Here is a 12,365-nt window from a genome sequence, read left to right as displayed (position 1 = left end):
CCCTCACCACAGGGTGTCCACCGTGTCCCCCGGTCCAAACAGGGATCTGCGAACATAAAAAAGGCGCGTCATCCGCTTGAATGACGCGCCTTTTTTCTGCGCTTGAGGGTCAGCTACCCGCCACCGTCATCCGCTCGATCAGTACCGAGCCGGTGCGGATGTTGCTGCGCAGTTCCAGGTCATTGCCCACGGCCACGATCTGCTTGAACATGTCGCGCATGTTCCCGGCGATGGTGACTTCCTGGACCGGGAACTGGATCTCGCCGTTCTCGACCCAGAAACCCGCCGCGCCACGGGAATAGTCGCCGGTGACCATGTTCAGGCCATGGCCCATCAGTTCCGTCACCAGCAGGCCCCGGCCCATGCGCCGCAGCAAGGCGGCCTGGTCTTCTTCGCCATGGGTCACGAACAGGTTATGCACGCCACCGGCATTGGCGGTGCTCGGCATGCCGAGTTTGCGTCCCGAATAGGTGCCGAGAATGTAGGACACCAGCTCGCCCTTTTCCACGAACGGCTTGGCATAGGTGGCCAGGCCATCGCCATCGAACGCCGAGCTGCCCATGGCCTGCATCAGGTGCGGACGCTCGTCGATGGTCATCCATTCCGGGAACAGTTTCTGGCCCAGCGCGCCCTCGAGGAACGACGACTTGCGGTACAGGTTGCCGCCAGACACCGCCGACAGGAAGCTGCCGAACAGACCACCGGCCAGCTCGGCAGAAAACAGCACCGGCACTTCGCAGGTCGGCACCGGCCGTGCACCCAGGCGACTGGCCGCCCGTTGCGCGGCTTTCTGGCCGATGCTCACCGGGTCCGCCAGCAAGGTGCCCTGGCGGTTGACGTCATACCAGTAATCACGCTGCATCTGGCCGTTGGCTTCGGCGATCATGACGCAACTGAGGCTGTGGCGGGTCGATGCATAACCGCCGATGAAACCGTGGCTGTTGCCGTAGACGCGGCAGCCTTGGTGGGTGTTGAGCGTCGTACCGTCGGCATTCTTGATCCGCGAGTCGGCATCGAACGCCGCCGCTTCGCAACGCAGCGCCTGTTCGATGGCCTGTTCAGGGGTGATGTCCCAGGCGTGAAACAGGTCGAAGTCGCGCAGTTCCTTGCACATCAGTGCGGCATCGGCCAGGCCCGAGGCTTCGTCTTCGGAGGTGTGCTGGGCAATCGCCAGTGCCGCGGCGACGGTTTCGCGAATAGCGTCCGGGCCGCTGGCCGACGTGCTGGCCGAGCCTTTGCGCTGGCCCACGTACAAGGTGATGCCAAAGCCCTGGTCGCGGTTGAATTCGACGGTTTCCACCTCGCGCTGGCGTACCGACGTCGACAGGCCTTGCTCCAGGGACACCGCCACCTCGCACGCACTGGCGCCTTGTCGCTTGGCCTCGGCGAGGATCTGCTCGACTTGTTCCTGCAGTGCCGGCAATGCTTGCGGGCCGACGCTTTGAACTGCACTCATGGTGTTCTCCACTCAAATTCTGTTTTCGGTGATGGCCATCGAGCGACCGGGCCGGACAAGCGGCCCCCGACTGGTTATCATGGCGGCGTTTCTTTGCGGACTGCCACCATGGTTGATTCTTACGACGACTCCCTCTACGAGGGTGAAAAAAGCAAATCCCAGGTCAAACGCGAGCTGCATGCTCTGGTTGACCTCGGCGAGCGCCTGACAACACTCAAGCCTGACTTGCTGGCCAAATTGCCTTTGACCGACGCCTTGCGTCGGGCCCTGGCCGATGCGCCCAAGCACACCGCGCATATCGCGCGTAAACGGCACCTGCAGTTCATCGGCAAACTGATGCGCGATCAAGACACTGACGCCATCCTGGTGCTGCTCGATCAACTCGATGCTTCCACCCGGCAGTACAACGAACGCTTCCATAACCTGGAGCGCTGGCGCGATCGCTTGATCGCAGGCGACGACGGCGTGCTGGAAAAATTCGTCATCGACTACCCGGAGGCCGATCGCCAGCAATTGCGCTCCCTGATCCGTCAGGCCCAGCACGAACTGGCGCAGAACAAGCCACCAGCTTCGAGCCGTAAAATCTTCAAGTACATCCGTGAGCTGGACGAAACTCAACGCGGCTTGCGCTGAGTTTCACCTGGTCCGTAGGAGCTGGCGAAGCCTGCGATCTTTTGATCCTTCGCTTGGGATTCAAGGGTTTTTGGAAAGATCGCAGCCTCGTTGCACTCGACAGCTCCTACGCTCATACACCAGCTCCTACGCAGCTCATAGGGGACCGTATCATCCTTACGCGCCCGTGCCACCCACGGTAATCGCATCGATCTTCAGGGTCGGCTGACCGACGCCAACCGGCACCGATTGTCCGTCCTTGCCGCATGTGCCCACCCCGCTGTCCAGCGCCAGGTCGTTACCGACCATCGACACCTTGCTCATCGCCTCCGGCCCGTTGCCGATCAGGGTCGCACCCTTGACCGGTGCGGTGATCTTGCCGTCTTCGATCAGGTAGGCCTCGCTGGTGGAGAACACGAACTTGCCGCTGGTGATGTCCACCTGACCGCCGCCGAGGTTGGCGCAATAGATGCCTTTTTTCACCGAGGCGATGATTTCCGCCGGGTCGCTTTGACCGCCCAGCATGTAAGTGTTGGTCATGCGCGGCATCGGCAGATGCGCATAGGACTCACGACGACCGTTGCCGGTGCGAGCCACGCCCATCAGCCGGGCGTTGAGCTTGTCCTGCATGTAACCCTTGAGCACCCCGTTCTCGATCAGCGTGGTGCATTCGGTTGGCGTGCCTTCATCGTCGACGCTCAGGGAGCCACGACGCCCGGCCAGGGTGCCGTCATCGACAATGGTGCAGAGTTTCGAAGCGACCATTTCCCCCATGCGCCCGCTGTAGGCCGAACTGCCCTTGCGGTTGAAGTCGCCTTCCAGGCCATGGCCCACCGCTTCGTGCAGCAGCACACCGGACCAGCCGGAGCCGAGCACCACCGGCAACGTGCCGGCCGGGGCCGGGATGGCTTCCAGATTGACCAGGGCCTGGCGCAACGCTTCGCGGGCGTAGCCCATGGCGCGGTCTTCACTGAGGAAATAACGGTAATCGGTGCGCCCGCCACCGCCATGGCCGCCGCGCTCACGGCGACCGTTCTGTTCGACGATCACGCTGACGTTGAAGCGCACCAGCGGCCGTACGTCCGCCGCCAGGCCGCCATCGGTGGAAGCCACCAGGATCCGCTCCCAGACCCCGGCCATGCTGACCGACACCTGCTGAATGCGCGGGTCAAGGGCGCGGGTGGCGACGTCAATGCGCTTGAGCAATTCGACTTTCTCGGCGCGGCTCATGACTTCCAGCGGGTTGTCCGGGGCATAGAGTTGCGCCACGTCCTGGCTGCTGAACGCCTGTACCGTGCCATTCTGCCCGGCGCGGGAGATCGAGCGGGCCGCACGGGCCGCAGCGCCGAGGGCTTCGAGGGTGATGGCGTTGCTGTAGGCAAAACCGGTCTTTTCCCCGGACTGGGCACGCACGCCCACACCCTGGTCGAGGTTGAAACTGCCTTCCTTGACGATGCCGTCTTCCAGCGACCAGGACTCGGAAATCTGCCCTTGGAAATACAGGTCGGCGGCATCGATGCCCGGGCCGGCCAGGTCGCCCAGCACGCCTTGCAGGCTTTCAAGCGTCACGCCGCCAGGGGCTAAAAGGTGTTCACTGACTGAGGATAACAACCCGCTCATATGTTTTACGCCTTGAATTCGTCGTCTTGGACAGGCCGCTGTCGAGCGCCCTGCGAGAAAAAGCGCCGATGGCTGGCCACCGGCATGCGCGCCCGGATGGACGCTTGTTCGCTGCTGTCGCGCTCGGCCACCAGCACGGCCTCGCCTTGATCCTGTTGTGCCAGCACGCGGCCCCACGGGTCGACAATCGCGGCATGGCCAAAAGTTTCCCGAGGCCCCGGATGCACGCCACCCTGGGCGGCCGCCAGCACGTAGCACTGGGTCTCGATGGCCCGGGCGCGGATAAGCACGTCCCAATGGGCAGCACCGGTCACCGCGGTAAACGCCGACGGTGCCGTGATCAGCTCGGCCCCGGCCGCCCGCAACTCGCTGTAGAGCTCCGGGAACCGCAAGTCATAACACACCGTCAGGCCCACCCGGCCGACGGGGGTATCGGCAACCACCACGTTGGCACCATAAGCATAGTCATCCGACTCGCGATAGCGCGCGCGATTGTCCGCCACATCCACATCGAACAGGTGCAGCTTGTCGTAGCGCGCCACGATCTGGCCCTGATCGTCGACCAGCAACGAACAGGCATGGGACCTGGCCTCGGGCTGGTCCACCGGCGGTAACGGCAGCGTACCGGCCACAATCCATAACTTGAGGTCACGGGCGACCTGTTTCAACCACGGCAGGATCGGTCCCTGACCAAAGGCTTCGGCACGGCCGATATCGGCGATGTCCCGTCGCCCCATCGCCGCGAAATTCTCCGGCAGCACCGCCAGCCTCGCGCCGCCGGCGGCAGCCTGCTCCAGCAGCACCCGGGCACGGGCCAGGTTGGCGAGCACGTCGCTTTGGCTGACCATTTGAATCACGGCGACTGGCATGGTGTTTCCCTCATTTTTTGCATCATCCCCTGTGGGAGCGAGCTTGCTCGCGATAGCGCAGGATCAGCAAAGGAAATGTGACTGATACACCGCTATCGCGAGCAAGCTCGCTCCCACAGGGGTTATCCCATCGTCTATCAGAACGGCTTGTCGAAAGTGATCTTCGGCTCTTTCCACGGCCCCTTGACGTCGTATCTTACGCTGGCAAAACGCGCCACGCGGTCGCCGATCAGTTTGTCGATCAGAAACAGTGCCCCACCCACCGCCGGTGCACCGACGATCAGCGCGGCGATCGGCAGGTTGTTGGTCACCGGCAACGTCACCAGCAGCTTGGCGTCGACGCGGTCGGCCACCATGTCCAGGGTGCCGTTGAGTTCCAGGTTGCTCGACGGTCCGGTCAGGGTAATGGGTTCGCGGGTCACGTACACCCCGTCGCTCGCCACCAGCAGCCCCTTGACCCGGTCGTAGCTCAAGCCCTTGCCGAACAGGTCGGAGAAGTCCAGGCGCAGGCGTCGGCCGATGGAGTTGAAGTTCAGCAAACCAAATACCCGCAACGCCTGGGCGCTGCCTTCGACTTCGACGAACTGGCCCTTGGTCAACGACGCGTCGAGGCTGCCGGAGAAGCGCTTGGTGGCGACCCACGCCGGCGAACCGGGCCAGCGGCCATCGACATCCAGGCGGAATGCCTGGCTGGTCACGCTCGGTGCGAACCCCCAGCCCTTGAGCACATCGGCCAGGTTCTTGCCGCCGATCCGTCCCTTGTACCAACTGCTGGTGGCGCCAGGCGTACCTTCCCAGCCGCCGCTGCCGTTCAACACCATGCCCTTGAGGCCCATGTCCAGGTTGTTCAGCGCGATGCCCTTGGCGGTCGGTCGCACTTGCAACGACCACGCGCCGATGAGATCGGGGCCTTGGAACAATTGGTCGATGGCGATATCCATCGCCGGGATCTTGCCGGGATCGACCGACGCCAACGGGTCCGGGGCGTTCTCATCGGCCTGGACCGTCGGGTCTGTGGCCGGCAGGCGAACGTAGTCAAGCTTGATGCCAATCGGCGCGGCCTTGGCGTCCGGCAGGCTGACATTGCCTTTGGCCTGCTGGCTATCGAGCCGCAAGGCCCAGGCGTTCGGCTTGCGATCCAGTTGCACAGACGCCTGGTCCAGGGTGGTGCCCATGGCCGTGAGTTTGCCGACGGTCAGATCGACGCTGCTGAGCAATTGCTTGGCACTGCCGCCCGGATCCTGGCCGGCGTACTTGTTCACCAGGTCCTGCCAGGGACTTACGTCCAGTTCCGACAATGTGCCACGCAGTCGCAGCCCCTTGGCCCCAGGCAGCACCGCATCGCCGGCCCCCAGCAGCAACTCGCCGCGGCCGTCGGCGACTTTCCCGCTGGGTGCGGCGTAAGTGAAGCTGGCCAGGTCACCATAATCGACCCAATAACGCCGTTCCGGCCCCTGCAGGGTCATGCGAAACACCGTGTCGCGCCCGACATCGGCGGCCATGCCGAAGGGGGCCGGCAGGTCGACGGCCACGCCCTTGAGGCTGGAACTGACCGACAACTGGCTGTCGGCGCCGTCGAGGATCACTTGCAACTGGTAGGGCACGACACCCGATACCGGCAACGGTTGGGTGACGTTCAGCCAACTGGTGAGCTTGTTGATCTCCACCTGCCCGGACGCGGCGACCCGCGTATTGAGCGCACCGGCACGGCCCTCGGCGAAAATCTGCGCGGTCACGGGCCGGTCGAATGCCCGGGCGCTGATGCCCTTGCCGCTCAACCCCTTGTTGCTGTCGAAGCGGAAATCGCCCTTGAGCTGGGTCAGCTCCAGCGCCGGCTCGCTGAGTTTGAGACGAGCCTGGTCGGTGGCGAAGTCCACCAGGATCTTCGGTTGCTCGCCTTTGACCAGCGGTATATCCAGCTTCACGCTGCCTTTCAGGTCGCCCTCGCCTTCCCAGCCGGCGAACGTCTCGGCGGTCCCGATCGGTGCGCTCTGGAGGATTTTCAAACCGTCGCCCAACCCACCGGCGAACCCGCCGTCCAGCAGCAGATGAGAGCTCTGGCCGGTCGGTACATGGGGAATGTTCACCGAAACATCCTTGACCTGGGTATCGAGCAACTGCCCCTGGCTGGCATAGATGCGCACGCCGCTGTCTTCGACGAAGACATCGCCGCTGACCTTGCTGACCGAAGGCCAGCCCGGCTGGAACGCCAGTTCGGCGTCATGCACCTTGAAAAACAGGCTGATGCTGCGCGCCGCGTCCCCGGCACCGTGATTGAGCGAGCCTTGATACTGGAAAAAGCCTTGGTCCACCGCGCCCTTGACGATGGCCGTGCGCAACCACTCATCCAGCGCCGGACTGAGGACCGCCGGCAGGTACTTGGCAGTGTAACGCCCGTCACCGTCCACCAGGCCGACCCGCAGGTCCATGTAGTCCTCCTGGCTGTGGTCCAAATGCAGGCGAATCAGGAAGTCGCCGGCGATCCGACCCTCCTCGCCCAGCACCTTCAGATACGGCGCGATCAGGGTGAAGCTTTGCTTGTCGAGCTTCCAGGTCAGCCGGGCATTGGCCTGCAAGTACTGCCAGGGCTTGGCGAAGATCGGGTCCAGGTGCAGGGAAAAGTCCTTGCTGTCCATGCGCAGTTCGCCGCCGCCCAGGTCGCCGCTCAGGCTGCCGGAGACGTTGCGCGCCGCCGGAGCCCCGCGATAGGCATCAAAGCCGACAGTGTCCAGGTTGGTGGCGAAGCTGACTTTCTGGTCACCGGTGTTCTGCGGCCGGTAGTCCAGCAGCACGTTGCGCAGGCCACCGGTCACCTTGAGCCGATCAATCGTCGTGGCCAGGCCGTCGGGCAACGGTGCCAGGGCATTGAGCAAAGGCGTGAGCGGGGTCAGGTCGAGGCGGTCGGCCTGCAGGTGCCAACGCTCCTCGGCCTGCTCGGTGGCGGCGGTTTGTTGCAGTTGCAGGTGCGATTCCCAGCGGGTCTCGCCCAGGTTCATCGCCAGGGAATCGAAGGTCGCGGTGAACCCTTGGCTACCGCGCTGGAAATAAGCGTTGAGGGCCAGGTTGTGGATCTGTACCGGCTTGCGTTCGCCGTAGGCGCCCTGGAGCTGCGGCGCGTTCAGGCGCATGGCTGCGCTTTGCACCGTGCCCTCGCCCCAACTGAGCCAGAACTCACCGCCGGCCTGGATCCGGGAGAAATTCCATTGTTGGGTCAGGCGTTTCGGCAGCCATTTGGACCAGTCGCTTTGCGGCAGGCTCAAATAGGCATCGGCCTGGCCGTTCTTCCAGTCGCTGGCGCGCAGGCGGGTGCGCAGGTTGATCGCCACCGGCTGCCCGTCAGGCAGGGTCAGGCGTGCATCCAGGCGCTGGCGGGTGGCGCCGGTGCGCAGGCTCAAGCCGACGTAGGTCAAGGTCAACGGCGGTTGCTCGACGGGTTGCAAGGTCACCTGGCTATCGAGCACCGAGAGCTTGGCGACCACTTGCATGCGTTCGAGCAGTTGCTGCGGATCGAGGGGCTGCTCGTCCTTCACCGGCAGGCCTTCCAAAGCCCACTTGCCGTCGGCGCCTTCCTTGAGGCTGATCTTCAGGCCACTGACTTCCAGGTGGGCGATGCGCACCTGACGCGCCAGCAGGCTGCCCCACAGGTCAGGCACGGCCCGCACCTGGTCCAGGTGCAAGGCATTGGGGCCCTCGCCGACCACCACGTCGCGCGCCGCCAGGATCGGTGCCAAAGCGTCCCAACTGCCGTCCAGGCTGCCGATGTGCACAGGCATGCCCAAGGCGGCACCCGCGCGGGTCTCGACCTCGGCGCGGTATTCGGCCACCAGCGGGACCAGCTCGCGACCGAGGCTGACGTACAACGCCAGCAACACCAGCAACAGGGCGCAAAGCCCCAGCCCCCAACGGGTCAGCGTCGCAATCATGCGTGTCAGACGCTCCATGTCAGTGGGCTCCCCTGGCAAAGACAATCAAATCCGCGGGCCCGCCGCTTCCCAAGCTCTTCAGAGCAACACCACGTCGTATTGTTCCTGGGAATACATGGTTTCGACCTGGAAACGAATGGTGCGTCCGATAAACGCTTCCAACTCCGCGACATTGCCTGACTCCTCGTCGAGCAGGCGATCCACCACTTTCTGGTTGGCCAACACTCTATAGCCGGTCGCCTGGTAGGCGCGCGCCTCCCGGAGGATTTCCCGGAAGATTTCGTAACACACGGTTTCCGGGGTCTTGAGCTTGCCGCGCCCCTGGCAACTGCTGCACGGCTCGCACAGCACCTGCTCGAGGCTTTCGCGGGTGCGCTTGCGGGTCATTTGCACCAGGCCCAGTTCGGTGATCCCGATGATGTTGGTCTTGGCGTGATCGCGTTCGAGTTGTTTTTCCAGGGTCCGCAGCACCTGGCGCTGGTGCTCTTCATCTTCCATGTCGATGAAGTCGATGATGATGATCCCGCCCAGGTTGCGCAGGCGCAGCTGGCGGGCAATCGCCGTGGCGGCTTCCAGGTTGGTCTTGAAGATGGTTTCTTCCAGGTTGCGATGGCCGACGAACGCCCCGGTGTTGACGTCGATGGTGCTCATGGCTTCGGCCGGATCGACCACCAGGTAACCGCCGGACTTGAGCGGCACCTTGCGCTCCAGGGCTTTCTGGATTTCGTCCTCGACCCCGTACAGGTCGAAAATCGGCCGCTCGCCAGGGTAATGTTCCAGGCGATCGGCGATTTCCGGCATCAGTTCGGCGACGAACTGCGTGGTTTTCTGGAAGGTTTCCCGGGAGTCGATGCGGATTTTCTCGATCTTGGGGCTGACCAGGTCCCGTAGCGTGCGCAACGCCAGGCCCAGGTCTTCGTAGATCACGCTGGGGGTGGCGATGGTCTTGATCTGCGCGGCGATCTGGTCCCAGAGCCTTCGCAGGTAGCGGATGTCCATGAGGATCTCATCGGCTCCGGCCCCTTCGGCGGCGGTGCGCAGGATGAACCCGCCAGTTTCTTTGATACCTTCTTTTTCCACACAATCGCTGACCACCTGCTTGAGGCGCTCGCGCTCGGCTTCGTCTTCGATTTTCAGGGAAATACCGACATGGGCGGTACGCGGCATGTACACCAGATAGCGCGACGGAATCGACAACTGCGTAGTCAGGCGCGCGCCCTTGGAGCCGATGGGGTCCTTGGTGACCTGCACCACCAGGCTCTGGCCTTCATGCACCAGCGCGCTGATGCTCTCCACGGCCGGCCCTTCGCGCATGGAAATTTCCGACGCATGGATGAACGCCGCGCGGTCCAGGCCGATGTCGACGAAGGCCGCCTGCATGCCCGGTAGCACTCGCACCACCTTGCCCTTGTAGATATTGCCAACGATGCCACGCTTTTGCGTGCGCTCGACGTGGACCTCTTGCAGCACACCGTTTTCAACCACCGCCACGCGCGATTCCATCGGCGTGATGTTGATCAGGATCTCTTCACTCATGGCAGGGTCTCGTTCAGGCATGTTCACGATAATGGCCGCATCAAGTCAGACGGCGCTCAGCGCGCGCTCAAGGTTTGCCAACAGGGTATGCCGAAATGGCCCAGCAGTTCTGCGGTTTCGCACAGGGGCAGGCCGACCACGGCTGAATAGCTGCCTTCGAGCCCGGCGACGAACACCGCGCCCAGCCCTTGGATACCATAGCTGCCGGCCTTGTCCCGGGGTTCGCCGCTGGCCCAATAGGCCAGCGCTTCCTGTTCGGTGATGGGACGAAAACGCACCCGACTGCGCACCACCTGTGACTCGCAGCGCGAGCCGTCCAGCACGGCAATGGCGGTCAGCACTTCATGGTCGCGACCGGACAGGCTCAGCAGCATGGACAAGGCGTCGGCCTGGTTCACTGGCTTGCCGAGAATCCGCCCCTCCAACACCACGGCGGTGTCCGCACCGAGCACGCAGCCCTCCACACCGGCGTCCAGGGCTCGTCGTCCAGCCTCGGCCTTGCCGCGCGCCAGGCGCTCGACATAGGCCGAGGGGGTTTCGTGATCCTGGGGTGTTTCATCGATGTCCGCGCCAATGGCGGTAAAGGGCACGCCGATCTGCGTGAGCAGCTCACGCCGACGCGGCGAGCCTGAGGCGAGGTAAAGCGGTTTCATCAAGACATCTCCCTATCAAGGCCAATGCCTGACCGAATCAGTTGATTTTGAAACGCAGGCGCAGGCCACGCAAACCGAAGCTGACCCATGGCCAGAGCAAGGCACTGACCAGGGCTGGCAAGACCAGCGCCAGGGTTGGCTGGCGATTGCCGGTCAGCGCGCTGAGCCACAGCTGCACCAGTTGCGCCAGGCCGAAGATCACCAGGATCACCAGGCACTGCTGCCACATGGGGAACATCCGCAGGCGTTGTTGCAGCGACAGCACCAGGAAGGTGATCAGCGTCAGGATCAACGCGTTCTGCCCCAGCAACGTGCCGTAAAGCACGTCCTCGGCCAGGCCCAGGCACCAGGCGGTAACCATGCCGACCTTGTGGGGCAAGGCCAGCGCCCAGAAGGCCAGCAACAGGGCCAGCCACAGGGGGCGCAGGATTTCCATGAACTGGGGCAGCGGTGAAACGCTGAGCAACAGGCCGATGGCGAAGGTCAACCAGACCATCCAGCCGTTACCGGATTGGGTACTGCTCATTCTTCTCGTGCTCCCCTGATGGCTGGCGCGGTGGCCGGCGTGGAGGCTGGCGGTTTGGCCGCGGGCCGGGCTGGCTGAGCAGGCTGCGCGGCGGGCGCGTGGGTGGCCGACCGGGTCGGTTTCGCAGCAGGCGCGGCCGGTGCGGCCGCCGGCGTTGCTGCCGGAGCCGCCGGAGCCGGTGCAGGCACGGGTGGTTTTGGCACGATGGCAGGGACTGGCGCCGGCGCAGCCGTAGCGGCCGACTCGCCGCCCTGCCGGTCCTGGGCTTCCTGGGCCACTGCAGCGTCGTTGGCGCGCTCTTCGGGCGTGCGGTTGTCGCTGAAGACCAGCAGCAGGTAGCGGCTGCGATTCAGCGCCGCTGTCGGCACCGCGCGCACAATGGCGAACGGCTGGCCGGAGTCATGGATGACTTCCTTGACCGTCGCCACCGGATACCCAGCCGGGAAACGCTGGCCGAGGCCGGAACTGACCAGCAGGTCGCCTTCCTTGATATCGGCGGTATCGGCCACGTGCCGCAGTTCCAGGCGCTCCGGATTGCCGGTGCCGCTGGCAATCGCCCGCAGGCCGTTGCGGTTGACCTGCACCGGAATGCTGTGGGTGGTATCGGTCAACAACAGCACGCGAGACGTATAGGGCATCAACTCCACCACCTGGCCCATCAGGCCCCGGGCATCGAGCACCGGTTGGCCGAGGACCACACCGTCGCGCTCGCCCTTGTTGATCAGGATGCGATGGGTGAAGGGGTTGGGGTCCATGCCGATCAACTCGGCCACTTCGACCTTCTCGTTGACCAGTGCGGAGGAGTTGAGCAACTCGCGCAGTCGCACGTTCTGCTCGGTGAGGGCCGCCAGCTTCTGCATGCGCCCCTGCAACAGCAGGTTTTCGGTCTTGAGTTTTTCGTTTTCGGCGACCAGTTCGGTCCGACTGCCAAATTGGCTGGCGACACCTTGCCACAAGCGCTGCGGCAGGTCGGTGATCCAATAGGATTCCATCAACACCAGCGACATCTGGCTGCGTACAGGCTTGAGCAGCGTGAAGCGGGCATCGACCACCATCAGCGCGACCGATAGCACGGTCAGCACCAGCAGGCGCACACCCAATGAGGGGCCTTTGGCGAAAAGCGGTTTAATAGGCCGCTCCTCCCAGGCAAATGTTTTCTTTATTCATACG

Annotated in this window: 9 protein-coding genes; 1 reads left to right on the top strand and 8 read right to left on the bottom strand. The window is 63.8% G+C overall.

Annotation, left to right across the window (positions count from 1 at the left end; all coding sequences use genetic code 11):
• Window positions 1-109: 109 nt before the first annotated feature.
• Entirely contained in the window at window positions 110-1,456 is a 1,347-nt protein-coding gene (gene pmbA / locus BM317_RS21850; protein ID WP_060739165.1) for a metalloprotease PmbA, read from the bottom strand.
• 108 nt (window positions 1,457-1,564) lie between these two features.
• Here pmbA and yjgA point away from each other — a divergent pair, with 108 nt between their 5' ends.
• Window positions 1,565-2,089: a ribosome biogenesis factor YjgA gene (gene yjgA, locus BM317_RS21845; RefSeq protein WP_072410857.1), complete on the top strand. Its 525-nt coding sequence runs from the start codon at window positions 1,565-1,567 to the stop codon at window positions 2,087-2,089.
• A gap of 156 nt (window positions 2,090-2,245) precedes the next feature.
• Here yjgA and tldD read toward each other — a convergent pair whose 3' ends face one another.
• The 7 genes from tldD to mreC form a co-directional block, all read right to left on the bottom strand.
• Window positions 2,246-3,688, bottom strand: a complete 1,443-nt coding sequence (gene tldD, locus BM317_RS21840; protein ID WP_003197828.1) for a metalloprotease TldD — start codon at window positions 3,686-3,688, stop codon at window positions 2,246-2,248.
• 5 nt (window positions 3,689-3,693) lie between these two features.
• Window positions 3,694-4,557, bottom strand: a complete 864-nt coding sequence (locus BM317_RS21835) for a carbon-nitrogen hydrolase family protein (RefSeq protein WP_092171532.1) — start codon at window positions 4,555-4,557, stop codon at window positions 3,694-3,696.
• A 137-nt stretch (window positions 4,558-4,694) separates the two neighbouring features.
• Window positions 4,695-8,498: a YhdP family protein gene (locus tag BM317_RS21830; protein WP_092171529.1), complete on the bottom strand. Its 3,804-nt coding sequence runs from the start codon at window positions 8,496-8,498 to the stop codon at window positions 4,695-4,697.
• A 60-nt stretch (window positions 8,499-8,558) separates the two neighbouring features.
• On the bottom strand, window positions 8,559-10,016 hold the full coding sequence (rng, locus tag BM317_RS21825; protein ID WP_053118461.1) for a ribonuclease G: 1,458 nt from the start codon (window positions 10,014-10,016) through the stop codon (window positions 8,559-8,561).
• A gap of 56 nt (window positions 10,017-10,072) precedes the next feature.
• Entirely contained in the window at window positions 10,073-10,669 is a 597-nt protein-coding gene (locus BM317_RS21820) for a Maf family protein (RefSeq protein ID WP_092476180.1), read from the bottom strand.
• 37 nt (window positions 10,670-10,706) lie between these two features.
• Entirely contained in the window at window positions 10,707-11,195 is a 489-nt protein-coding gene (gene mreD, locus BM317_RS21815; protein ID WP_003197820.1) for a rod shape-determining protein MreD, read from the bottom strand.
• Window positions 11,192-12,325, bottom strand: a complete 1,134-nt coding sequence (mreC, locus tag BM317_RS21810) for a rod shape-determining protein MreC (protein ID WP_092476177.1) — start codon at window positions 12,323-12,325, stop codon at window positions 11,192-11,194. Before mreC ends, mreD begins: the two co-directional genes overlap by 4 nt.
• Between the last annotated feature and the right edge of the window lie 40 nt (window positions 12,326-12,365).

The sequence above is a fragment of the Pseudomonas sp. NFACC24-1 genome, assembly GCF_900115235.1.
GTDB lineage: Bacteria > Pseudomonadota > Gammaproteobacteria > Pseudomonadales > Pseudomonadaceae > Aquipseudomonas > Aquipseudomonas fluorescens_AA.
This window is presented reverse-complemented; position numbering and strand designations above follow the sequence as displayed.

Bases quoted from the DNA above. Each gene is read 5' to 3' on its own strand.
- pmbA (WP_060739165.1), bottom strand. From the start codon at position 1,456: ATGAGTGCAGTTCAAAGCGTCGGCCCGCAAGCATTGCCGGCACTGCAG.
- yjgA (WP_072410857.1), top strand. From the start codon at position 1,565: ATGGTTGATTCTTACGACGACTCCCTCTACGAGGGTGAAAAAAGCAAA.
- tldD (WP_003197828.1), bottom strand. From the start codon at position 3,688: ATGAGCGGGTTGTTATCCTCAGTCAGTGAACACCTTTTAGCCCCTGGC.
- BM317_RS21835 (WP_092171532.1), bottom strand. From the start codon at position 4,557: ATGCCAGTCGCCGTGATTCAAATGGTCAGCCAAAGCGACGTGCTCGCC.
- BM317_RS21830 (WP_092171529.1), bottom strand. From the start codon at position 8,498: ATGGAGCGTCTGACACGCATGATTGCGACGCTGACCCGTTGGGGGCTG.
- rng (WP_053118461.1), bottom strand. From the start codon at position 10,016: ATGAGTGAAGAGATCCTGATCAACATCACGCCGATGGAATCGCGCGTG.
- BM317_RS21820 (WP_092476180.1), bottom strand. From the start codon at position 10,669: ATGAAACCGCTTTACCTCGCCTCAGGCTCGCCGCGTCGGCGTGAGCTG.
- mreD (WP_003197820.1), bottom strand. From the start codon at position 11,195: ATGAGCAGTACCCAATCCGGTAACGGCTGGATGGTCTGGTTGACCTTC.